24 protein-coding genes and 1 pseudogene are annotated in these 21,899 nt (G+C 48.5%); 3 read left to right on the top strand and 22 right to left on the bottom strand.

Annotated features, from left to right (window positions below; genetic code table 11):
• Positions 1–10: 10 nt before the first annotated feature.
• Both AWM70_RS22640 and AWM70_RS07695 read right to left on the bottom strand, forming a co-directional pair.
• The gene (locus tag AWM70_RS22640) at positions 11–223 is read right to left on the bottom strand and encodes a hypothetical protein (protein WP_083180165.1); all 213 of its coding nucleotides are present in this window, start codon (positions 221–223) and stop codon (positions 11–13) included.
• Positions 220–1,179, bottom strand: a complete 960-nt coding sequence (locus AWM70_RS07695) for an ArsR/SmtB family transcription factor (RefSeq protein ID WP_068695202.1) — start codon at positions 1,177–1,179, stop codon at positions 220–222. Before AWM70_RS07695 ends, AWM70_RS22640 begins: the two co-directional genes overlap by 4 nt.
• A gap of 170 nt (positions 1,180–1,349) precedes the next feature.
• Between AWM70_RS07695 and AWM70_RS07690 the strand changes: the two genes are divergently transcribed.
• The gene (locus AWM70_RS07690) at positions 1,350–2,840 is read left to right on the top strand and encodes a glycoside hydrolase family 43 protein (RefSeq protein WP_068695200.1); all 1,491 of its coding nucleotides are present in this window, start codon (positions 1,350–1,352) and stop codon (positions 2,838–2,840) included.
• Between the two features lie 3 nt (positions 2,841–2,843).
• Here AWM70_RS07690 and AWM70_RS07685 read toward each other — a convergent pair whose 3' ends face one another.
• From AWM70_RS07685 to ppnP, 12 genes and pseudogenes are all read right to left on the bottom strand, one after another.
• Entirely contained in the window at positions 2,844–3,923 is a 1,080-nt protein-coding gene (locus AWM70_RS07685; protein WP_068695198.1) for a GerAB/ArcD/ProY family transporter, read from the bottom strand.
• A 30-nt stretch (positions 3,924–3,953) separates the two neighbouring features.
• A complete protein-coding gene (locus tag AWM70_RS07680) occupies positions 3,954–5,117 on the bottom strand; it encodes a Ger(x)C family spore germination protein (RefSeq protein WP_068695196.1) in 1,164 nt (387 codons plus the stop codon).
• A gap of 1 nt (position 5,118) precedes the next feature.
• Positions 5,119–6,540, bottom strand: coding sequence for a spore germination protein (locus AWM70_RS07675; protein ID WP_068695194.1), 1,422 nt, complete (start codon positions 6,538–6,540; stop codon positions 5,119–5,121).
• Positions 6,541–6,686: 146 nt separating this feature from the next.
• On the bottom strand, positions 6,687–6,980 hold the full coding sequence (locus AWM70_RS07670) for a spore coat protein (RefSeq protein ID WP_068695192.1): 294 nt from the start codon (positions 6,978–6,980) through the stop codon (positions 6,687–6,689).
• A gap of 22 nt (positions 6,981–7,002) precedes the next feature.
• Positions 7,003–7,200 (bottom strand): hypothetical protein, encoded by a 198-nt coding sequence (locus tag AWM70_RS07665; protein WP_068695190.1) that lies wholly within the window; start codon positions 7,198–7,200, stop codon positions 7,003–7,005.
• Between the two features lie 23 nt (positions 7,201–7,223).
• Positions 7,224–8,360: a zinc-dependent alcohol dehydrogenase gene (locus tag AWM70_RS07660; protein WP_068695189.1), complete on the bottom strand. Its 1,137-nt coding sequence runs from the start codon at positions 8,358–8,360 to the stop codon at positions 7,224–7,226.
• A complete protein-coding gene (locus AWM70_RS07655; protein ID WP_068695187.1) occupies positions 8,357–8,743 on the bottom strand; it encodes a spore coat protein in 387 nt (128 codons plus the stop codon). The genes AWM70_RS07660 and AWM70_RS07655 overlap by 4 nt, the downstream gene beginning before the upstream one ends.
• 12 nt (positions 8,744–8,755) lie before the next feature.
• A complete protein-coding gene (locus tag AWM70_RS07650) occupies positions 8,756–9,001 on the bottom strand; it encodes a spore gernimation protein GerQ (RefSeq protein WP_068695185.1) in 246 nt (81 codons plus the stop codon).
• Between the two features lie 181 nt (positions 9,002–9,182).
• Positions 9,183–9,723 (bottom strand): annotated as a pseudogene (locus AWM70_RS07645) (NAD(P)H-dependent oxidoreductase).
• 72 nt (positions 9,724–9,795) lie between these two features.
• Positions 9,796–10,230, bottom strand: a complete 435-nt coding sequence (locus AWM70_RS07640; protein ID WP_068695183.1) for a MarR family winged helix-turn-helix transcriptional regulator — start codon at positions 10,228–10,230, stop codon at positions 9,796–9,798.
• Positions 10,231–10,390: 160 nt separating this feature from the next.
• Positions 10,391–11,590 carry an MFS transporter gene (locus tag AWM70_RS07635; protein ID WP_068695181.1) on the bottom strand — a complete coding sequence of 400 codons (1,200 nt, stop codon included), beginning with the start codon at positions 11,588–11,590 and terminating at the stop codon, positions 10,391–10,393.
• A gap of 82 nt (positions 11,591–11,672) precedes the next feature.
• The gene (ppnP, locus tag AWM70_RS07630; RefSeq protein WP_068695178.1) at positions 11,673–11,990 is read right to left on the bottom strand and encodes a pyrimidine/purine nucleoside phosphorylase; all 318 of its coding nucleotides are present in this window, start codon (positions 11,988–11,990) and stop codon (positions 11,673–11,675) included.
• 234 nt (positions 11,991–12,224) lie between these two features.
• Between ppnP and AWM70_RS07625 the strand changes: the two genes are divergently transcribed.
• Both AWM70_RS07625 and AWM70_RS07620 read left to right on the top strand, forming a co-directional pair.
• A complete protein-coding gene (locus AWM70_RS07625; RefSeq protein ID WP_068695177.1) occupies positions 12,225–13,160 on the top strand; it encodes a bile acid:sodium symporter family protein in 936 nt (311 codons plus the stop codon).
• A 39-nt stretch (positions 13,161–13,199) separates the two neighbouring features.
• The gene (locus AWM70_RS07620) at positions 13,200–14,375 is read left to right on the top strand and encodes a serine hydrolase domain-containing protein (RefSeq protein WP_068695175.1); all 1,176 of its coding nucleotides are present in this window, start codon (positions 13,200–13,202) and stop codon (positions 14,373–14,375) included.
• Positions 14,376–14,448: 73 nt separating this feature from the next.
• On the opposite strand, the gene AWM70_RS07615 is transcribed toward AWM70_RS07620, so the two are convergent.
• The 8 genes from AWM70_RS07615 to AWM70_RS07580 all read right to left on the bottom strand — a co-directional run bounded on the left by AWM70_RS07615 (position 14,449) and on the right by AWM70_RS07580 (position 21,899).
• The gene (locus AWM70_RS07615; RefSeq protein WP_068695173.1) at positions 14,449–15,666 is read right to left on the bottom strand and encodes an MFS transporter; all 1,218 of its coding nucleotides are present in this window, start codon (positions 15,664–15,666) and stop codon (positions 14,449–14,451) included.
• A 1-nt stretch (position 15,667) separates the two neighbouring features.
• The gene (locus tag AWM70_RS07610; protein ID WP_151208734.1) at positions 15,668–16,237 is read right to left on the bottom strand and encodes a maltose acetyltransferase domain-containing protein; all 570 of its coding nucleotides are present in this window, start codon (positions 16,235–16,237) and stop codon (positions 15,668–15,670) included.
• 58 nt (positions 16,238–16,295) lie between these two features.
• The gene (locus AWM70_RS07605) at positions 16,296–17,327 is read right to left on the bottom strand and encodes an ROK family protein (RefSeq protein ID WP_068695171.1); all 1,032 of its coding nucleotides are present in this window, start codon (positions 17,325–17,327) and stop codon (positions 16,296–16,298) included.
• Between the two features lie 190 nt (positions 17,328–17,517).
• A complete protein-coding gene (asnA, locus tag AWM70_RS07600) occupies positions 17,518–18,531 on the bottom strand; it encodes an aspartate--ammonia ligase (protein WP_068695169.1) in 1,014 nt (337 codons plus the stop codon).
• Between the two features lie 205 nt (positions 18,532–18,736).
• On the bottom strand, positions 18,737–19,600 hold the full coding sequence (locus AWM70_RS07595) for a formylglycine-generating enzyme family protein (protein ID WP_068695167.1): 864 nt from the start codon (positions 19,598–19,600) through the stop codon (positions 18,737–18,739).
• Between the two features lie 100 nt (positions 19,601–19,700).
• Positions 19,701–20,336, bottom strand: a complete 636-nt coding sequence (locus AWM70_RS07590; protein ID WP_068695165.1) for a glycoside hydrolase family 11 protein — start codon at positions 20,334–20,336, stop codon at positions 19,701–19,703.
• A 217-nt stretch (positions 20,337–20,553) separates the two neighbouring features.
• Positions 20,554–21,654 carry a GerAB/ArcD/ProY family transporter gene (locus AWM70_RS07585; RefSeq protein WP_068695163.1) on the bottom strand — a complete coding sequence of 367 codons (1,101 nt, stop codon included), beginning with the start codon at positions 21,652–21,654 and terminating at the stop codon, positions 20,554–20,556.
• A gap of 23 nt (positions 21,655–21,677) precedes the next feature.
• Positions 21,678–21,899, bottom strand: a complete 222-nt coding sequence (locus AWM70_RS07580; protein ID WP_068695160.1) for a hypothetical protein — start codon at positions 21,897–21,899, stop codon at positions 21,678–21,680.

The raw sequence follows: 21,899 nt of genomic DNA, 5'->3' as shown, positions 1-21,899 counted from the left end.
GACTCATCAATCAATGGATCTTTATTTCATCCCATTTGACGTTGTCCATGCTGGAAAGCGAGGGGTTATCCGTTTCGGCGGCCGATCCGGTATTCGGAGTGGCGGATTCTGCCGTGTTCGCAGGCGCCTCATGAATGGAAGCGGGGGTCACTTCATCACTGCAAGCCGCAAGTACAGATGCTGATAAGATCAGGATCGAAGTGCTCAGCAGGAGTTTCTTCATGTAATTGCCTTCCTTTCTTTGTCTAAAAGTCTCTGTTTTGACGGGCTCTCTTCCTTCAAATATATACGAATCCGGATGTCCTGGTCATGATTGCCGAATCCCGACCCATAGAGCGTTAACCCGCCAACGTGAACCGCCTCCTTCTCTACGGCAAAACGGAGCGTCCAAAACGGTTGGCTCAGCTTGATGTCCAAGACCGTTACATCCGACATTTGTTCTCCATCCATAAACGTCCCAGATGCGTCTATACGAACCGTCTTCAATAACCCGTATTGGTTCACGTTGCGGTGCCACCACTCCGGTGTGTATTTGCCTCGCGCCGCTCTTCCGAAATCGGCCGGACTGGTCCATACGCCAAGGGAAACCCCGTTAAATGTAAAGGTAATATCAGAGGGCCACTGGTCTCTCAGCCCTGGTGCTTCAGAGGCTATTTCCATAGATAGTTCAATCGCTTCAACGGATTGATCAGGAAACAAATAGTTGGGCGTCTTGTATTCTACATATCCCCTGCCAAACCACAAGATGGACGCTTGCACCCGCTCAGGATCAAGAAAATAACGGGGATCATCCCAAACCCCGATTTCTTTTTCCCGTGTCCCAAGTCCACAGGTGGGATGAACCTCAAAAGCGGTATAATGGCCCACCGAGATGGTCTGTTCCCTTATCCTTTCGCTGCTGCTGGCGGATGGAAGTTCGATCTCGATCTTATCTTGTTTGAGGTAACACATTTTGTGTGTCCCGCCATTTAGGCGTACCCTTCGGCTTCCAATAAGCCCGGCTTGCTCCAGTTTGCGAATATGGAGCGTAACGATGGAAGGGCTGAGTTCCAGCCTGGCGGCTATTTCCTTCACACTCCTTTCTTTATCGCTAATCAAATCCATGATTCTCCATCTGACTTCACTTGCCAGCGCTTCATATAAAGCAATGTATTTCGTTTCTCTGTTCGCTTTGATCATGTATGTCCTCTTTGTTCCTTTAGTTGAATTCACATTTATATTAATTTAATTTATTTTAAACTGACAGACAACCTTACTCTATTGAATGCCTCAAAGGAGTATTGTTTAATGGCCATAGGCTCTCCTGTTAGGTTGGATTCCTAAATAAATGAATTTAATGAGGTGAACGAATGATCTACCATAATCCGGTTATCAAAGGATTCTATCCAGATCCAAGTGTTTGCAAGGTAGACGATACTTATTATCTGATCTGCAGTTCCTTTCAATATTTCCCCGGTGTTCCGCTCTTTGAAAGCAAGGATTTAATCAACTGGAAGCAGATCGGCCATTGCCTAACGAAGACCAGCCAGGTTCAACTCGAACAAGTAAACAGCTCCGGAGGGGTATTTGCCCCCACTCTCCGTCACCATAAGGGCCGCTTCTACATGACGACCACAAACGATACGACCCGGCAAAATTTCTATGTTTGGACGGATGACATTTACGGTGAATGGTCTGAACCGATTTTCGTAGATCAAGGGGGAATCGATCCGGACTTGTTTTTCGAAGCGGACAGGACGTATTTTATGAGCAACGGCTCGGATGATTTCGGAGCTTTGGGTATCGTGCAGTGTGAAATTGAAATTGAAACGGGCAGGAAGCTGACGCCAAGCCGGACCATCTGGCAAGGTTCAGGGGGTCGTTACCTGGAAAGCCCTCATATGTATGAAATAAACGGCACTTATTATTTGCTCGCTGCTGAAGGTGGAACCGAATATGGCCACATGGAAACTTATGCCCGCGGGTCTTCTGTAACCGGGCCATTCGAGGCTTATCCTCATAATCCGGTCTTAACGAATCGGAATTTGGGCGGCTATGAGCTTCAAGGCGTGGGTCATGGCGATCTTGTTCAGGATCATCTGGGGAATTGGTGGCTGTTTCATCTGGGTTTCAGGCAGATCGGGCAATGGCAGACTTATCACCACCTCGGACGAGAGGTCATTCTAACCCCTGTCACGTTTCATGAGGATGGCTGGTTTACAGCGGGCCATAACGGAACGGCCTTATTGACCGTCGAAACCGACCGCATTCCGGATGAAGTGATTCAAACAGAACATATGTCCTTTACCTTCGCAAATACGGCATGGGACAAGGAGTGGTGTTATCTCAGGCATCCGCATTCAAACAACTATCAGTTTGAGCCAAACAAGCTGACTCTTATAGGAACAGAGGTCTCACTGGATCAACCGGCCTCCCCGACCTTTATCGGCATCAGGCAACAAGACTTCAAAGCCGTTATTTCATGCGATGTCACTCTTTTCCAGGGAGAAGCCGGCATTACTCTATATATGGACGAACATCATCATTATGATCTAGCGATTCGCCTTGAGAGCAGCGCCTATAAGGTAATCGAACGACTCCAGATTGGAGATATCAAGTCCATTCAGAAAGAAGTGGATTTAGGAGGCAGCCGTCAGGTCACGCTGGTTATTCGAGCCGATAATGATCGCTATCATTTCTTTCTTCACGAAGACGATAAGGATATTCATCTAGGCAGCGCCCAAACGAAATACCTTTCCTCTGAAGTTGCCGGCGGTTTTACCGGCGTTATTATTGGTTTATATGCGTATGGCCGAGGGGCTAGGGCTGAATTTTCAAACTTTAAGTGCGAGTATTTGTGAGGTTTACTGCAAAGCCTCCTTTTTCATCTTCCCTATGATCCAAAGCAGCAAAGGAATCCCGATCATATTCACAGGCAGCACCCATCGGACCCAAATAATGTCGCGGTACAAATTGGTAATGTGGCCGACATCAGACGTCAGTACGACCGCCAGAAAGGACAACCCGACAACACAGACGACCATCAGCTTCCACAGCTTCTTATGGATCAATTGAGCTAATCCATAACTGGTAACGAATGTGCTTGCCGAAAGGGCGATAAAATGGGAGAACGAATAAACAAAAACGGCTATCGCATCGATATTTTGAATGAAATTGAGAATCGAGATCGACCGTATAGACACTACCCAAGGCAGCGTAAGCTGCGGAGCAAGGTGAGAGCCGAGCACCAGCACGGAGATCAGGACGGCAATAAGCACCCATAATGACGATAAACCCATCGCCCGAACAGCATATTTGGTTGCTTGTTGTGGCTGCTGCATAAAGGCTGTCAGCATTAAAGGCATCATAGCCCCGCCCATCGTATTGCCCAGTGTTGGAACGGCTCCTTTGACGATCTGGTGAACGCCTGTATCCGCATAGATCGGCAGCAGATTGGTCCAATCCATAATGCCGAACATCAGCAGCACGGGGGCAAAGCTAATCAGAAAATACAGCGGTCCAATGATCTGACTGCAGCGGCCGATCGCGAAGATCCCTCCTTTTAAGTTTGCATAAATAAGAAGTAACGACATCGGCAGTACAACAATAGATACTGGCGTACCGGGCAGTAATTTTAAATAAACATAGTCGGCCCATTCCCGCAGCGTTACGGCTGTCAGAAAGAACCAGACAACGACGTAGAGCAACAGAATGAGGTTCCCCACCCATTTTCCCAGCAGCTTTCGGCAAATCTCGGCCAGATTGTCTCCCGGCGACAGCTGGCTTACTTGGGCTATCAGGCAAGTGATCACAATTACTCCTGCTCCGCTTAGCAGACATATCAGCCAAGCATCTTGTTTGCCATATTGAAGTGCCGGTATCAGGGCATAATGTACTTGAAAACAAAACATGATCCAGAACAGCTGGTTACCTGAAAGTTTCACAACTTCAACCCTTTCAACGGGTAAGAGAGGTTACTTGGGCCCTCTTTCACCAATATGCCTAATTGTGATGCTGGAGATCACGGTGACCTTAACCTTAGGGAAACGTTCGTCCCAGTTTCCTTTCATCTGGTTCCACTGTTTCGGGTACCTTCTATGGATGTCTTCCCCGAATCCAAAGATATCGGTTTTATATTTTTGCTGGACCTTCTTTATCATGATGTTCATTTGCTGTTCTATTCTTTGGTTGAAGGCCTGTTCCACTTGCTTCATATCGGAATAGGAGAACAGATTAAGGTCCGTGTCGTTCTCATCAACAATGCCTTGTGCGCGTAAGGCGAGCTTCACCTCGACGTTTTCGCCTGCAATCTTTGATTTCAGAGTCCTCTTCATATGATGGAAATCAATGGTCACTTCCTGTCCGTTGACGGTCTCTGTTACCATTTGATCCTTGAGATACCCGGCTGCCCATAACGCAGCAATGGCTTCTTCTTCCTGCAGATAACCGACAGCAGCAGCTGAATTGTTGAACAAGGCAATCTCGCGGTGACTGGACTCGGATTCTTCAGCTTCAGACTGCGGATTTTTCTCCGTACCTGCTGCCACTACCTGCATAAGGGGTCTCATGCCGTCTCGCTGGAGTACCTCTTTGAAGAAGATCATGGTGGTCATCTTATCGTTGATTCCATTAAAGCGGGTTTGCCGGATTGCCTTTTCCGTAGAAAAATATTCAATTCCTCCACTCTCTGCAAGAAAAGACTTCGCTGTTGCGCCTTTAACCAAAAATAACTTGGCCCGAATATTGCTCCTTGGATTCCGTCCGAACTCGTCCATCAATCTCTTCATGCTTTTCTCAGCCATTTCTTGCCCAACAAAAACAGCATTGCGGTGGCCAAGAAAAATTCGGCGGGATAATTTAGCCTGCAGCTTTTGAAAGCAATCTTCCAGGTTCCGGCCGACCGTAGATTTCACCATATAAGGTTCTTGCTGCCCGCCTCCCTCCCCCAGTGCACGAGGAACGGCGATCTGCGCACTCAAATCAATTTTGCGTCCGGCAGCCGAATCCAGCCCCGTTCCTACCCAGATTGAGCGTTCGTTAGGTTCGACCATATCCCAGCAGCCTGTAGTAATTCCCATTAAAACGGCAAACATGATCGCTGCGGATAGCTGTGACCTTAAACGTTTCATCTTGGTCATGTTAAGGTTTGCCCCATGGCCAATGCGGGGGTCGCAGCAAAACTTCTTTAAGGCGCCGCCGGATGAGGGGCATAATGGGCGGTAAATAGGACTCGCCGATGGATTGCAGGGTTACCAGATGAATCATAATGGCCATGACGCCGATCGAAACTCCATACATTCCGTAGATCCCGGCCAAAAAAATAATGGCAAAACGAAGAATACGCAGCGGAATCGCAAACGCATATCGCGGGATGACGAAGGAGGCAATCCCGGTCAAGGCGACGACAATAACAATGGGGGCAGAAACGATATTAGCTTCTACGGCCGCTTGGCCAACCACAAGCGCCCCAACGATGCTGACGAGCGGTCCGATTTGCGAGGGCATCCTGATGCCGGCCTCCTGTAAACCTTCAAATACAAATTCCATGATCAGCACTTCAATAATGGTCGGGAAAGGAGATTTCTCCCGTGCCTCCCCTATACTGATGAACAGCGTTCCGGGCAGCAAATCCGGATGGTACGTGGTTAAAGCAATGTACAAACCCGGAAGTGTCAAAGAGGCAAACATCATGACATATCTGACCAATCTTCGGGCAAAGACGAAGTCCACGCGCTCATAATAATCATCTGCTGACTGAAACCCGGCCCAGAAATTGATAGGCAGAATAAGAACTGTGGGCGTACAGTCTACAAGGATAGCTACTTTGCCCTCGATCAGACTGGATGCGGTCGTATCCGGACGTTCTGTTTTCTGGATTTGTGGAAACGGAGATTTCGGCCGGTCTTGAATACGCTCCTCGATGTATGCGGCATCCAGGATACCTTGAGTCGAAATATTCTTTAAGCGCTTGCGGACCTCCTCGATTAAGCCAGGTTTCGCAATGTCTTCAACATAGGCGAGAACTACGTCCGTGGAGGTGAGTTCACCCAGCTTGAAGGACTCCATTTTTAAACGAGGGGTAGTAATTCTTCTTCGCAGAAGCATTGTGTTGGTACGCAGAGCTTCAGTAAAACAGTCTCTGGGTCCTTGAGAGGCTTTCTCCGTTTTCGGTTCGTCGATAGCACGTTTATCAAAACCGGCGGCATCGGCCAAAAGCGCCAGGCTCTCGCCTTCAGTCAAAATAGCAACGTATCCTTTGAGGACGCTATCGACGACGTCTTTCACTTGATTGGACGTTTTGGTCTGTCCTGTAAAGACAAAGCTGTCTCTAATCATCTTCCCCATTGTGTCCGGTTCGGCGTTTCGATTCAGCATTAAAGGTCTTAATATAGATTGCTCCAGCACGGTCATATCCACAAATCCATCCAGATAAAGAATAAGAAATTCCGGTGTTCCTTGATTGTATGTATAACGAAAAACAATGTCCGAACAGAGATGAAACACATCCCGTAAGTTCTGTTCGTTTTCTTTCAGGCTCTGGCTTAACAGCGTTTTCTCCACAACTTATCTCCCTCCTTCGGCAATTACAGGCAGGTGAGAATAATATCCCGCTTCTGGCAAATATTTATTCAATAAGAGTTAGAAAAATCAAACAGCCTTAGTCCAGATAAAGTACTCGACTAAGGCTGTATAATTAAGCGTAGTGTCTACAAAATACCCTGAGCCGTCTGGATATTTTGCAGGTCAAGCTGCCTCTGCTCTTCAACATTGAAAGGGCGGTAATAGCCCTTGTCGACCAAGAAATGGACGATATGTTCATGGGTTTGAATGGCTTCCTCAAGCTGCTTGGTCAAGACAGCTTTTATGTCGGGCGATGTGCATTCGGTAATGGCCATTGCGTAATTCCGGACACCGCTTTTGGCGTTGTTCAGGAAATCCATGGCGATGATCTGATCCGTCAGGTTCTGCATGCCCATCAATCGTTCCAGAAAGGGATTCATGACTGGTTTTAACCTCCTTGTATTAAGCGTTGGAAAGAATCATACCGAGCTCGTGGAGCTGCTGCTTGGACAGCTCGACGTCCTGCTGCAGGATCGCTTTTAGCTCCGGGTCCGAGACCAGAATCTGCATGCCTTTGGACTTGGTGGCGCATACGGTCTTGAATGCAGCTATTTCGTGTACTTCCAGCATTTCATGCATGGCGTATTTCTTCATGGTCATGGTTACCTCCCGCTCAGCTCTAACTAAGGTTTCAAAATGACTTTAATGCAGTTATCCGTCTTCGTATCAAAAATCTCATATCCGTGTTTGGCTTCAGACAGCGGGATAACATGGGTAATAATGTCTCCCGGATCTACTTTGCCGGAATGAATCAGTTCATACATATAAGGCATGTAATGGACCACCGGTGCCTGACCGGAGCGGATGTTCACGTTGCGCTGCATAATATCTCCCAGAGGAAAGCCGTTATACCGGCCGCCGTAGACGCCGGTGATCTGGATCATGCCGCCTTTGCGGACGGCCTGGGAAGCGATGACCAGAGCACTCATTGTCCCTCCCTGGAGCTTGAGGCCGCTGGCCAGAAACTCAAGATCGTTCATTTTTCCATCCATGCCAACCGCATCAATGACCACATCGGCTCCGCCTTTGGTGATTTCCTTCAGATAGCTGCCTATGTTAGGGCCCTGTTCGAAATTCACCGTCTCCACATGGTTTGTCCGTTTCGCGTGCTCCAGGCGATAATCCACATAGTCAACCGCAATCACCCTCTTGGCGCCTTTCAGCCAGGCGAACTTTTGGACCATCAGTCCAATCGGACCGCAGCCCAGCACGATAACGGTATCTCCATTCTTAACGCCAGCGTTATCCACGCTCCAAAAGGCCGTTGGCATCACATCTGCGATCAGGCACAGCTTCTCGTCGGGCTGTTCGTTGTCTTCCGGAATTTTGAAATGCGTGAAGTTGGCAAAAGGAACCCTTAAATATTCGGCCTGCCCGCCGGGATACCCCCCCGCATTGCCTGAATAGCCGAAGTAAGCTCCCATGTCGCCATTCTCGTTGGCGTTATCACATTGGCTTTCCAGCTGGTGTTTGCAGTAGAAGCATTCCCCGCAAGCAATCGTGAAAGGAATAATAACTCTGTCGCCTTTCTTCAACCGGGTTACTTCCGGTCCGACTTCTTCCACAATCCCCATCGGTTCATGCCCGATGATATAGTCCTCCTGCAGATTGGGAATCATGCCGTGTATCAAATGCAGGTCCGAACCGCAGATGGCCGTACTGGTTAATTTGATGATCATATCGTCCGGCTTCTGAATTTTAGGAGCAGGAACCTCTTTGACCATAACGTTCTTGATGCCTTGGTAGGTAACTGCTTTCATGCCTGGTGTCCTCCTAGTTGTGCGTCCGGCTCCTGATCAAACATGCCTTTGCGGTTTGTATCCTTCGGAAACAAATCCATTTGGCTGATCATGACTGTATTGTTCGCGGACAGCTGGTCAAGCTGGTACTGCTCGGTTAATTCGTAAGGGTGGAACCATTTCTTGCGAATCATGAGCTCTGAAATCTCCTGATGAAGAGCAAGGGCTTCCCTTAATTGCATTTTTAGAAGCGTCCGCACATCAGGAGAAACGGCTTCCGTCAGAGCTGTGGCCGTATTTCTGACTCCCTCCTTCGCGCGAAGAAGAAAATCTACGGCAAACGTCATATCCGCAAGCTCCGGCATATGCTGTGCGTTAATGGGATCTAAATAATCCTGGTTCATTAGGTTCACCCTCTAATTTAAAATAGGAGTCGGACGGTTAGGCGGAACAGGGGCTTGAAACGGGACTTTGGCATAAACGGCTTGAAGGTCTGCAATGGCTTTGACGGATTGCTCCACGTCTTTTTGCATCAACGCTTTAAGCTCTTGGTCAAACACCAGCCCCTGCATCAATTTAGATTTGGCCAGGCAAAGCGTTTTAAAGTTCAGCATTTCATGAAGCTCCAGCGATTCATGGGGAGCAAGGGATTGATCGTTCACTGACTACACCTCCGTTAAATTCACGGAATTAGCTTGTCACCATTCTTTCGGTTTATGCCTGAATCTCCTTTTTTGCCAGCATTTTTCATGACCTATTTCGTGCAAACGGAACAATCGCTCTAATTAATGGGAAAAATAACAAAGCCCCTACGCAGTGTAAGGGCTTCTTCGTTTTCTCTTCTTATGGCTCAGTAACAAAGGCTGCATATTCATCAGCCAGCTTCTCCAGCTGCTCCTCTGTCACATTTCTAACACCGCTAATAACAAAAGGAGGCATATAACTCATCTTCACCCGGTTGGCTGCTGCCTGGAACGACTTCAGAAGCTCGCTGTAGCTGTATTGTATGGAAACCGCCTGCCTGATAAGCATCACGGACACCGCCTGTAGAAATGGCAAGACGCAGCTCCTTCCCTTCCAATTTGTTTCCTCCCGGACCGTAAGCCCAGCCTCCTACCCATACGCTGTCCAGCCATTTCTTAAGCAGATAAGGCGCACTGTACCAATAGAACGGGAATTGGAAAACGATACGATCATATTGTTCGAGCAGCTGCCTTTCTTTCTCCGCATCGATCTGTTCATCGGGGTAAACTTCGTACAGCTGATGAATGGTTGCATTTCCCCGTTTTAAAAGTTCTTCGGTCAATCTTTTGTTAATTCTCGATTCGCGTAAATTCGGATGGGCAACGATAACTAAAGTCTTTTTGGTTTCATTTGTATTCATAATAAAATCTCCCTTTCAATATTTGTTGTACATACAAAATATATCTTAAAAAATTTTATATAGCGGAGGACTTTATTTTTCCAGCATCCGGCTTGTATTCTCAATATTCCGTGATAATTCTCTGGCCAGCTCGCTCCCTAAAATCTCTTCATAACGTTTCTCTAAATTCTTGGAAGCTTTCCGAATCGTCTCTCCTAACTCCAGTCCTTTAGCTGTAGGGTAAACCTCGACAGTCTTCCCGCTGACTTTCCGTTCTACCAGTCCCTTGCCTTCCAGCTTGTCAATAAATCTGGTTAACGTAGAAGCGGTAATATACAGCTTATCGGCCAGTTCCTTCTGTGTGATGCCGGGTATTCCGTTGACCAATCGAATCAGATACCCATACATAGGCGTTAACCCGGTGACTGAAAATTCTTCTTCTGCCATGCGCGTTATGGCCCTGCTTAAACGGTTGGTATTAAAATATAAGCAGCTTTGCAAAAATTCAAAATTATCTTGTACGGACATTGATTTCCCCCCCTTTTTTTATTTTGTATGTACAACGAAATATATAGGAATAAATGACTTTTGTCAACAGGTTTTGTTGATTCAGTTGACCCGGCGCTTGCCCTTAACTTAAGGAGCAGCCGGGATTGGATTGATATCTTGCATGGACTATCCTGTACACTCAACTGGCCGTTTTCTTTAATTGTTTCCGCATGAACAGCCAGCCCAGCACGGGGGCAAAACCTAAGCCGATAAGAAGCCAGGTAACAGTTCTTGGCGCATCGCTGAACGATAACACGACCACATAAAGCAGAATGCCTGCCAATCGTCCGCACATCAAACAAAGTTCGCGCAGTACCATGAGCTCAACGCGACTGTTGGCGCTTTCTTCACTAGCCCCCATCAAATCAAAGGTAACGGACACCATGGGGATCATATACAGCGGCAAGAAAGCAGCGATTCCTGTCCCCATAACGAGCAGCATGCCGTACTGCAGACTCCCTAACAAGGGAACCATAAAACCTGCCAGCAGCAGCGCGCCAATCAGCATTCCCGCATAGCGGTAACGGGGTTTTAGCCACTTTCCCGCGGCCCAGAAGGTTACTAGGGAGACGGCGGAGGTGATGAGCGAGAACTGCCCGAGCTTCCACTCCTGCTGAGTCGCTTCATAAACCAAAAGCACAATCAGGAAGGAATAAACGCCCTCCCTCAGGCCTTGGAAAGCCAAGCCAAACGCCGCTCTACGCCAGGGACTCCCCGGCCTTCTAAGCTCGCGTATAGGCGCACTCCACTGGTAATGTCCCTTCAGCTTGCGCTTGTTCAGAAAAAAGCTGAACACGACAGCTATCCCGTAGATCACCAGTGACAGGGTAAAAATAAGCCGGTAGCCCTCATTATCCTGCATACGGGAAATGACCCAGCCGGAGAACCAGGGACCGACGATACCGCATACGGACCCGATCAGCCCAAGCCACCCATTAAACAAATCCCGATTGTCCGGATCTGTTACCTCAAACGTCACCACATTAAAAGCCAGCCAGAACATGCCGAGCGCTGCCCCGAGCAGCAGCCCGAGCGGCCAGATATACCATACGGCAGCTTTGCCCGCCAGCAGTACCAGCAAATAGAACAAACCGGATAAGGCCGTGCCCACACGGAGCGCGTTCATTTTATTATGCTCCTTCACCCATTTCCCGGCGATCCAGAAGGTCAGGCCAAGCGCTATTTGCTGGCTGACCGTGAACCAGCCGATCATGGCGTAGTCCTGCTTGCTTTTCCACAAAAAGACATTCAGGAATGTACCGGACAATGCCCCGGATAAAACAAACAATCCATTCACTGCTAGCAGCAGAATGGATTGTCGGTCAAGAGCTTTTTTCATCCTTTTCCCTCCTCAAGCCGAGTTTCCAAACTGCAAAACCTCAGATTAGAATGTCCCGATTGGAGGGTAAAGATCAATTTTTTTATTCAGAGACGTAAGAACAGCAGTAGTCGGTTACAGCCGCCACTTGAAGTTTGAATTTCGTGTTCGCAGGAACGGTGAATTCTCCTTTGCCTTGAATATGCAGCCACTTCGTCTCCCCTGGCAGGAGAACTTTCAGATCACCCGCCAAAATCTCCATAATTTCTATGCTGTCCGTACCGAATTCATAGTCTCCCGGAAGCATGATGCCGAGCGTCTTTCTTGTGCCGTCTGCGAACAGGACAGCGCGGCTGGTTACTTTACCGTCAAAGTAAATATTAGCTTCCTTGACCACGGTGACATTTTCGAATTGTGCCATTCTATCGTTAGCTCCTCTACCTAAGGAATAATATTACAACCCATTCTATTTGCTGCAGTCTATGAAGTCAATCATCAAACGGCCAAGTTATACCCTATCTTCCCTATTCAAAAAAATCCCCTAAAATGTAAGATTTATAGTACAATATGAAAACTACATAATTCGTGTGCCGCTTTACAGCACTAACAGGTACTGCGAACACAACAAAGAAATCAGTTGAAAGGGATGTACAGCATGCGTTCACTAGCGAAAGTAAGCAAGTTTGTCGGAGGCACTTTTTCTGTATGGGTTATCGTGTTTGCCTGTCTCGGGTTTCTGATGCCTCAAGTTTTTCTCGGACTTAAAGGGTATATCTCCCTATTTCTCGGTATCGTGATGTTCGGTATGGGACTTACCTTGTCCTCTGCGGATTTCCGCGAGGTCTTCCGGCGTCCGATGGATGTAGCCATTGGCGTGGTGGGCCATTATATCATTATGCCCCTTCTGGCCTTTGCTTTGGCCAAAATTTTGCAGCTCCCGCCGGATATCGCCGTCGGTGTCATTCTGGTTGGCTGCTGCCCCAGCGGGACTTCATCTAATGTGATGACCCTCCTGGCCAAAGGCGATGTGGCGCTGGGCGTCTCGATCGCCTCCGTGTCCACTTTGATCGCGCCGCTGGCAACCCCTGCCATGATCAGCCTGCTGGCTGGACAATGGATGGATATTGATGCCGGTTCCCTGATCAAGGATATTGTGACGGTGGTTATCTTCCCAATTCTGCTCGGTGTCCTTGTTAAAGCTATATTTAAAAAACAGGCCGAAGCCAGTGTGCCGGCACTTCCGCTTGTCTCGACGATCGCTATAGTCCTGATCGTTTCGATCGTCGTCGCGGGCAGCCGTTCCAAAATTCTGGACAGCGGACTGCTGATCTTTGCTGTAGTTGTCCTGCACAACGGCCTTGGGTATTTGCTAGGCTACCTGTTCGCCAAACTATTCCGCATGGATCTTGGCAAACGGAAAGCGATTATGTTCGAGACCGGCATGCAAAATTCAGGACTTGGCGCCACGCTGGCCGCCGCTCACTTCAACCCTTTAGCTGCTGTTCCCAGCGCGATCTTCAGCGTGTGGCATAACATCTCCGGTTCTGCTCTGGCTACGTTCTTTGCCCGGCGCAGTGAACGGAATCGTTAGACTTTGGCAAAAAGTTGATTTGAAAGGAGCGACAAGAACATGCTGCCGCCAAACAAAACCAACCTACTCATCCAAACGATGAAGGCAAGCCTTGCAAATCAGGAAATCGCCGGTGCAAACTTCCTGGTCATCAAGGATGGCCAGGAGGTTTTTTACCATGAAGAAGGTTTTGCCGATCTTGAGGCTGGTCGTCCTATTACAAGAGATTCCATCTTTCGTTTATATTCCATGACAAAACCGGTTACCGCCGTCTCGATCATGCTGCTGATGGAACGTGGAGAGATCGATTTGTTTGATCCCGTAAGCCGTTATATTCCGGGGTTCGGCAGTCCGTTGGTTGAGAATAACAACGAGCTGGTCCCGGCTGGCCGGGAAGTCAACATTCATGATTTGCTGAACATGACTTCGGGTTTAGGATATGGAGGAGCCGGTAAAGCCGGGCAGCAGACGGCCGCCTTATTCCAGGAGCTGGACCGGCGTTTGAACGGAGATCAGCCCATGAGCACCATGGAATTCGCTAACCGCCTCGGGCAGGTCCCTCTTTCGTTTGAGCCGGGCTCCTTCTGGCAATACGGAGCCTCTGCCGATGTGCTCGGCGCGATCGTTGAAGCAGTAACAGGAATGAGGTTTGGGGCCTTTTTGCAGCAGGAGATCTTTGCCCCGCTGGAAATGAAAGATACCGGATTCTGGGTGCCGGAGCCCAAGAGAGACCGCCTCGTCAAGACCTATCAGGATGATGGTAAGGACAGCTTGGAGAGGTATGCAGGCAATCATCTTGGCATCCATCACCAAATGGACCGTGATCCGGCATTCGAGTCGGGTGGTGCGGGACTTGCGTCTACGATTGATGATGCCGCCAAATTTACGACCCTGCTGATGAACCAAGGCAGCTTCAAAGGAGACCGGCTGCTGACACCCCGAACAGTCCAATATTTAACCTCACCTGCTTTAACTTCCCGGCAGCAGAAAGGCTTTAATACCTGGCACACCTTGCAAGGTCACAGCTACGGCAATATGATGCGGATCATGACCGATCCCGGCAAAGCCGGATTTCTCGGCAGCCCAGGCGAATACGGCTGGGACGGCTGGCTGGGCGCTTATTTCGCCAACAGCCCTCAAGACGGTTTGACCATCCTGTTTATGGTGCAGAAGAAGGATGCCGGCACGATGGCGATTACACGCAAGCTGCGCAATATCGTTTTTAGCTCTTTATAGAAGAGTAAAAAAATAAAGGGAACCTTGATCGGCGTTATTCGCCCGTGACGGTTCCCTTTTAAATTCTCCCGAATCAGCCACCCGTTAAAGATTGGCCTTCTTTTTGTTTGTTCAAAATCAGGTTTACTTTCTCCACACTCATCAACATACAAATAAGGAAAGCCAGGACAACAAATGGGAATAATCCGATGCTGGTTCTGCCTGCAATAAACCCGAACAGCGGCGGGAGTAGGGTCGAACCCGTATAAGCAACTGCCATCTGATAGCCCATTAGTTTGGCGGAATGTTCCCGGCCGAAGCGGGCAGGCGTTTCATGAAGAAGTCCCGGATAAATAGGCGCAAGCCCAACTCCAATCAGAATGATGCCAATCAGAAATAAGGAAGGCAAAGGTGCAAGCAGCATGAGTCCGCCAGCTATGGCCACAATCTGGCCGAAAAGGATGAGCACCCGATTGTGGACCATCAGCGTAATGAACCCGGTAATCAGTCTTCCTATCGTTATGCCCCCGTAATATAAAGAGATCCATCCGGCAGCCGTCTCCGCCGACATATCTCTGGCGCCAACAAGATAACTGGCTCCCCATAATCCCACCGTGGTTTCAACACCACAATAAAACAGGAATGAAATAAGTGTAGGCTTTACCCCTTTGATCTGAAACACGTTCCCCCTGTAAGAGGTTATTTCCGAATCAGGCCTGGATTGGTCTTGCGGATGTCTGGCCTGCTCAATTTCCTTCATGGCCGCAATACGTTTCCATAAAGGGAGAGTAACGAATAAAATAACCACAAGTGAGAATTGAATCTTGGATACAGCGCTATAGCCGTTCCGCCATGAATTATGCTCAGCAATAAAATAAGACATGATAATGGGTCCAAGGGTTGCCCCGACACCCCAAAAACAATGCAGCCAGTTCATATGGTGGGCCTTATAATGTTCAGCTACATAATGATTTAATGCTGCATCAATGGCACCGCCGCCAAGCCCAAGCGGAATAGCCAGCACAGTCAGCCAGATTACAGAAGGGGCCAGAGAGAACCCCAATAATGCTGCAGCGGTTAGCAGGCAGCTTATTAACGTGATTTTCCCCGCGCCGACTCGCCTAAGTAAACTTCCGCTAGCTAGACTGGATACAATCGTTCCTCCGGCCACGACCATCGACATAATGCCGGCGAAACCAAATGAAGCCCCTAAATCCGTCCGCATCGAAGGCCATGCCGCCCCAAGCAGCGAATCCGGAATTCCCAGGCTGATAAAAGCCAAATAAATAATAATTAAGAACATGCTTGCCATCTTAGTTACTCCCGATCTCTATTGTTCTGATCACCTTGGCCGGATTCCCTCCAACGATCACGTTGTCCGGGACATCCTTTGTGACGACGGCACCCGAAGCAATAACGACATTGCTGCCAATTGTCACACCCGGATTAATAACCGCCCGGCCGCCCACCCAGACGTTGTCCCCGAGCTTAACCGGTTTGCCCAATTCCGGGCCTTTGATCCGTTCATACGGATCTATGGGGTGTGTTGCGGTATAGATATGAACTCCCGGTCCAAACATACAGTTGTCTCCGATATGCACCTCGCATACATCCAGAATGGTACAGTCAAAGTTGGCAAAAAAGTTCTCGCCTACATAAATGTTGTAGCCATAATCAAAACGGATATTCGGCTCCATCCCCACCCGCTGACCGGTCCGGCCAAGCAGCTGCTTCAGAAGGCTTTCCCGCAGTTCATGATCCGTTTCGCTGGTCTGATTGTATATGCGTGTCATCCTTCTCGCATATTCCCGCTCACGGGTCAATTCAGGATCCCAAGCCTCATAGAGTTCGCCAGCCAGCATTTTTTGTTTTTCGGTTTTCATGTCCAACACCTTGTCCTCTCTTCTGCTAAAACGAGAAAATAACCCGTGCTTTGGCTGTTCACCGCCGTTTATCTACAATCCGGAGCGAATAGGCTAGACTTTCCAGGGTCATTGTTATCAGACCGTACCCATAATCCTCGTCAGGATGTTCAAGCAGGGTCAGCTGCGGCATATGCATATCCGGAATAGATTTCCGGCATTCCTGGCGAATCCGATCAATGTCGGAGGGAAAGACCAGACTCCCCGTAAGGGCAACCGTCTTGGGATTCAAAACGGCCGTCAAACTGGATACGGCACGTCCAACCAGTTCATAAAAGGTAGCCCGGTCATGCAGCTGTCGAAATTGCTCTTCGGAAGACATCCCGAACGGCAAGAAAGAAATTTCCCCTGCGAAGCGGGTACTGCCTCTATGGATATGGCCGTTCACCATGATGCCTGCCCCGGGAAAGCAGCCTTGATCAAAGGTGGCGACTACAACCGTCTCTTCCTCCTCATAGTCCTGCTTCTGGTAGTAGCCGTACACCGTAAGATTCATATCATTTTCGACGATGACCTCTACTCCATGTTTGTCCCGGATCGGAGCTTCCAATGGGACATGCATCAATTCTTGGATTTCGCTGATATTGACGATGCCCTGATTCACGGCGCCCGGAACTCCAATTCCTACAGCCCGAATTTGAGGAAACAGTTCGATCAGCCGATCCACAAGCTGGTGGATGACTGCCGGATCCATCCGCTTATTTTCCTGATAGCCTTTCTCTATAGTTTCTCCAGCCAGGTTGGCGACAGTATAGGTGATCGAATGAGCCTGTTCACCCGATTTAATGATAAGACAAGCAATATAAGAAAAATCCACATTATATCTGTACAGCTTGGCCGGACGGCCGCCGCTGGACTCTTCCACATCCAGCTTAATCAGCTCGCCAAGCTCCTGCAGCTCGTTTAACAGATTACCGCAGGTGGCTATGCTGAGCCCCGTTGCCTGCGCGACCATGGATTTTGTCCCCTGTTTCATCGTTTTGAGCGCCTGGCGGACAAGCTCCTGATTCATCTTCTTGACTTGAATCGTATTATGGACAATCGGATTCAAAAAAAGCGGCCTCCTTTCCACACTTATTATAATACTTTTAATAAGTTATAGAATAAGCGGTTTCATCAGAGGGGTCAAGAAGGAAACGTTGCAGACAGCTTGTCCCTTAAACAGCCAAAGGAAATACACGGAACCGGAAATAAAAAAAACCCTGCTTGCTTAAGCAGGGGCCGGCTGCTGCTCGCTCCGTTTACAGCAGCCGGATGTTTCTCTCGCGGCATTCCTCCCGCGTCCTCTGATTCCAGACCGATACCTGGACTTCGCCGATATGAGCTTTGCCCAAGAGGAACATACAAAGTCTGGACTGGCCGATCCCGCCGCCTATAGAAGCTGGAAGTTCGCCGTTCAATACCGCCTGATGAAAAAACAGCTCCAAACGATTTTCGCAGCCGCTTGCCTTCAGCTGCTGCTTCAAGGTGTCTGCATCCACCCGAATGCCCATGGAGGAAATTTCAAACGCCCTTTCCAGCACCGGGTTCCATAACACGAGATCCCCGTTTAAGGACCAGTCATCATAATCCGGAGAACGGCCGTCATGGACTTCCCCGGACTTCAATCGGCCTCCAATCTGCATAATGAAGACAGCTCCATGCAATTGGGCGACTTCATTTTCTCTTTCCTGCGGAGAAAGGTTCGGATATTGATCCTCGAGCTCCTGAGTCGTTATAAAGAACAGAGCGTCCGGCAAAACGGGCTTCAGGCAGGTAAACTGACGGCAGATATATTGTTCGGTTCCTTTAACGGCTCTATAGATTTTGCGCGCTTCTAATTGGAGTGTCTCCATCGTACGTTTGCCATCAAAAATAACCTTCTCCCAATCCCACTGGTCGACATAAACCGAATGCAGATTATCCATCACTTCATCCCGTCTTACGGCCCTCATATCGGTGTACAACCCTTCCCCATAGGTAAAGCCGTAGCGGGCCAAAGCCATACGTTTCCACTTTGCCAGGGATTGAACCACTTCCACGGGACCCTCCTTGAGATCCAAGGCGTCAAAAGAAACGATCCGTTCTGTTCCGTTCAAATTGTCGTTCATCCCGTTCCCGGCTTTCAACAGGATAGGTGCAGAAACCTTCGTGAGCCGGAGTTGATCCTTCAGCTGCTGCTCGAAATAACTTTTAACCTCCGAAATCGCTTTTTCAGTCTCCAGCAGATTCATCCTTGATTCATAACGGCGGGGGACTGCGGTGCTTCTCAACATTCCTTTGCTCCTCTCAAATTGTACATGCCAACATTTGCCCAAACATGAGAACAGTGTATGTTGGAGGCTCCTCCATGTCGCTTTGTCCGTCTGAAAAAACATTAGCAGGCTGACGCAGTACAACACTATTGCGGAAAAATAAAACGGAAGCTGGAATACGCGCAGAGCTGATCAGCCCCTTTGCTTCCTGCTTCCGCTTGATTTCCTATGTTCCCCGAACCACCCGAAATCCTTGATCGGGGCCGTAGCCGCTGGCTTCGAATTTACCGCGGAAAGAAACCTCGCCGCTGCTGATATCACCGATCCAACCGCCGCCTTTCACAACCCGGTAAGAGCCGCTTGCCGTATCCGCATCCTCGAACCAGTCCCAGCACCATTCCCGGACGTTGCCCGACATGTCGTAGAGTCCCAGCTCATTGGCTTTCTTCTCGCCGACAGCATGGGGTCTTCCCTTGTTGCTCTCGATAGCAGGCCAGCTCCAGTCGCCGGATAAAGGTTTGTCCCCCGAATTTCGCCAATACCAGGAAACTTCATCCGCCTGATTGCTTCCGCTGTAAGTATAACCTTTGCTGAGCTGCCCACCGCTTGCGGCATACTCCCATTCGGCTTCAGTCGGCAAACGGTAGCCATTTGCCCCCTTGTTAATCGTAACGTTCCATTTCAAATAATCATATTCGCTTTTATTATTCGGATCTGGCGTATCTTTATCTATATGATAATAGGGCTGAAGCCCCTCTTGTTCGCTTCTTTTATTGCAGTATTCTATAGCGTCATACCAGCTCACCATTTCTACCGGCGAGTTATCGCCTTTGAATTGGGAAGGGTCATTGCCCATAACTTCGGCCCACTCTTTCTGAGTGACTTCATACCGTCCGATATAGAAATCGGGTAATGTCACCTCTTTTCCATTTGAATCGGATGGGTCCGTCGTGAGCGTCCCCCCTTTAACCAGCACCAAGTCGTCGTTGTCCAAATCTGGCTGATTTTTCTCCTTTCCAGATGTTGCATGCGAGCAGCCGGTAGCAGTGACGAGACAGGCCAGGATCAGGACGATGAGTAGATTTTTCATTCCACGATCTCCTTTAATCGTTTGGGTGAAGAAGAAGCGCCCCTAAACAGTTGAATAGCCAGAGGCGCTTCCTTCATTTGCTATATGAAAAAGAATCCGATCACCACACCGTTACGTTCGCGTAGCCGCTGCTTTGATAACCCTCAACGACCATCGCCTGGTATGCCCAGCTGCTGCCCAGGTTCATGCCATGGTTTCTCCATGCATTGACATGGTTGCCAAAATTGATTTGCACGTTGCTGCCAGTCGGTCTCTTGGACTGTCTGACACTCCAGTACTGGGTAAAGGTTTGGGTTCCGTCAATGGAAGGAGCGTTGTAGCGCGTGCTTGTATAGATATCATAAGTTCCTCCGTCGCTGTTGACCGTTCCCTTGTAGGTTCCGGTCGGTCTATACGTTCCCCAGCTGTCAACAACGTAATATTCAATAAGGGAATTTCTTGTCCAACCGTAGAAGGCCAAATATCCGTTGCCGGACGGCGAGAAGGCGCCGGCATTATAGTTCACTATGCGGGAAGGCGAACCTGTCTGCCAGCCTTTGCCGATTACGAAGTTGCCGCTGTTGGTCCATGAGACACTAAAATTGCCGTTTGCTCCGTTAGTTGCGTTAACTGTGCCGCCGCCGTCCGTCCAATTCTGCCAATAGTCGGTCGCAGCATAAGAAGTTGCCCCAAACAAGCTGAAGCTCATTGCCGCAGTAAGAAGCGCCGTCAACCATTTCTTTTTGAATTTAAGCATAACGTTACCTCCTAGATTTGGGATTTGGATTAGTGAGTACTTGCCTGCTACTCCTTGCTGGTTGTCTTCTGTCCTCGCAGTTTGTCCAGACTCCGCTTCATCGCAAATGTTAATCTTGGGTTTCGCCTCCTTTCCACCCAAATTATAGTAAGTAAGCGCATACATAACAACCGGACAAATTAAAGATTAATCCCCATTAGATTAAAGATTTTTTCCTTTACCGGGACTCAGTAGGGATCATTTTTTTTCTGACCAATCCGACCAGACAAACGATTAGAGGGATAGCCAGCAGGTGAAGCATTGCGTATCCGGCCCAAACTTTTTGAATGATATTTCCCACATAGACTGTGTTCGTATATGTATTCCAAGCTACAACAATAAACAAAATAGCCAAGGGATAAATAAAAAGTTTGCGTTCCTTAAGTCCAAACATAGCCTTCAAGCCGTCAAGCATTGATAGAAATAGCAAAGAAATTTTGATAAAAAAAGTGAGAATCCAGATCGTAATCAAGATTCCCTCGACCCTTTGAAAGAAATTGCCGACATTAATGGTTTTGGCCAGCGCAAAGGCCGGGAACGTACTGTTCTCTGTCTGCTCGATCCCCAATACCAGCACACTTAGCAGCACAATGATAGAGAGCACTAGCCCTCCCCCTGCTGTTCCTAAGACAAACGTCCGCTCCTGATTCCTTTTTCCGTTAACCATCGAAATAAAAGTCATCAAGACGACGGTTTCCTCGAACATGGAGGAATGAAATCCGGCTTTAAAGACGGGCATCCAACCGTCCTCCAGAACAGGTTTAATGTGATTCCAATGGATTTGGGGGATTAAGGAGCTTGCCAATATCAGAAAGAGCAGCACAATCCAAGGAAACATTAATTCGCTTACTCTAGCCAAAATAATAATGCCTTTACGGGCACAAACGATAGCTGCCACCAAAAAGATGATTTGAATCGCTTCAATCGGTGTCTCGGGCATCATTTCACTAGAAAGGAAAAAACCGAGATTGCCAAGCAAGGTACCGGTTAGAATGAGGAAGTAGAACAGATAAAGCAGATTAACGAGTTTCCCCAGAATTTTACCGAGAACATCCTCGTGAATTTGAAAGAGCGTTCGGCCCGGATATAAGCGCAGGATCCCTATATAGAGCAAAACTGTTAGAACATTGATGGATAAACTGACTAACGAAGCGATCCAGGCATCCTCTCTCGCCGTATGGGCCAACCCGGAAGGGGTCACTAGAATTGAGGTGCCTACGACCAAACCGAACGTCAGGACAAATAATTGCCTTGGGAAAATCTGATTCTGATTGATCATGACAACACTTCACTCCTTCCTCATTAAGGCATAAATTTATTGATAGGCTGCATAACAAAACCAATCCAATCCAAAGGCCTAAACCCCGGCAGCTGCATCATATCGACAATCACGGCAGCTAACGCAAGCGTCCATATTGAGAAAAAGCCAAGGATATGGGCAAGCGAGCGCTGCTTTATGCTCCTCCAAATTCCTTCAATCAAGGAAAAGGCCAATATAAACAGAAGAGGCAAATCCCAATGCAT

It is taken from the genome of Paenibacillus yonginensis (genome assembly GCF_001685395.1).
GTDB classification, from domain to species: Bacteria; Bacillota; Bacilli; order Paenibacillales; family Paenibacillaceae; genus Fontibacillus; species Fontibacillus yonginensis.
This window is presented reverse-complemented; position numbering and strand designations above follow the sequence as displayed.

What these genes read in the sequence shown, in the direction of transcription:
- AWM70_RS07690 (WP_068695200.1), top strand. Translation starts at nt 1,350, where the DNA reads ATGATCTACCATAATCCGGTTATCAAAGGATTCTATCCAGATCCAAGT.
- AWM70_RS07610 (WP_151208734.1), bottom strand. Translation starts at nt 16,237, where the DNA reads ATGAAAACCGAAAAACAAAAAATGCTGGCTGGCGAACTCTATGAGGCT.
- AWM70_RS07670 (WP_068695192.1), bottom strand. Translation starts at nt 6,980, where the DNA reads ATGAATCCCTTTCTGGAACGATTGATGGGCATGCAGAACCTGACGGAT.
- AWM70_RS07580 (WP_068695160.1), bottom strand. Translation starts at nt 21,899, where the DNA reads ATGCATTGGGATTTGCCTCTTCTGTTTATATTGGCCTTTTCCTTGATT.
- asnA (WP_068695169.1), bottom strand. Translation starts at nt 18,531, where the DNA reads ATGTTGAGAAGCACCGCAGTCCCCCGCCGTTATGAATCAAGGATGAAT.
- AWM70_RS07695 (WP_068695202.1), bottom strand. Translation starts at nt 1,179, where the DNA reads ATGATCAAAGCGAACAGAGAAACGAAATACATTGCTTTATATGAAGCG.
- AWM70_RS07640 (WP_068695183.1), bottom strand. Translation starts at nt 10,230, where the DNA reads ATGTCCGTACAAGATAATTTTGAATTTTTGCAAAGCTGCTTATATTTT.
- ppnP (WP_068695178.1), bottom strand. Translation starts at nt 11,990, where the DNA reads ATGGCACAATTCGAAAATGTCACCGTGGTCAAGGAAGCTAATATTTAC.
- AWM70_RS07680 (WP_068695196.1), bottom strand. Translation starts at nt 5,117, where the DNA reads ATGACCAAGATGAAACGTTTAAGGTCACAGCTATCCGCAGCGATCATG.
- AWM70_RS07585 (WP_068695163.1), bottom strand. Translation starts at nt 21,654, where the DNA reads ATGATCAATCAGAATCAGATTTTCCCAAGGCAATTATTTGTCCTGACG.
- AWM70_RS07660 (WP_068695189.1), bottom strand. Translation starts at nt 8,360, where the DNA reads ATGAAAGCAGTTACCTACCAAGGCATCAAGAACGTTATGGTCAAAGAG.
- AWM70_RS07625 (WP_068695177.1), top strand. Translation starts at nt 12,225, where the DNA reads ATGCGTTCACTAGCGAAAGTAAGCAAGTTTGTCGGAGGCACTTTTTCT.
- AWM70_RS07655 (WP_068695187.1), bottom strand. Translation starts at nt 8,743, where the DNA reads ATGAACCAGGATTATTTAGATCCCATTAACGCACAGCATATGCCGGAG.
- AWM70_RS07615 (WP_068695173.1), bottom strand. Translation starts at nt 15,666, where the DNA reads ATGGCAAGCATGTTCTTAATTATTATTTATTTGGCTTTTATCAGCCTG.
- AWM70_RS22640 (WP_083180165.1), bottom strand. Translation starts at nt 223, where the DNA reads ATGAAGAAACTCCTGCTGAGCACTTCGATCCTGATCTTATCAGCATCT.
- AWM70_RS07595 (WP_068695167.1), bottom strand. Translation starts at nt 19,600, where the DNA reads ATGAAAAATCTACTCATCGTCCTGATCCTGGCCTGTCTCGTCACTGCT.
- AWM70_RS07590 (WP_068695165.1), bottom strand. Translation starts at nt 20,336, where the DNA reads ATGCTTAAATTCAAAAAGAAATGGTTGACGGCGCTTCTTACTGCGGCA.
- AWM70_RS07620 (WP_068695175.1), top strand. Translation starts at nt 13,200, where the DNA reads ATGCTGCCGCCAAACAAAACCAACCTACTCATCCAAACGATGAAGGCA.
- AWM70_RS07665 (WP_068695190.1), bottom strand. Translation starts at nt 7,200, where the DNA reads ATGACCATGAAGAAATACGCCATGCATGAAATGCTGGAAGTACACGAA.
- AWM70_RS07635 (WP_068695181.1), bottom strand. Translation starts at nt 11,590, where the DNA reads ATGAAAAAAGCTCTTGACCGACAATCCATTCTGCTGCTAGCAGTGAAT.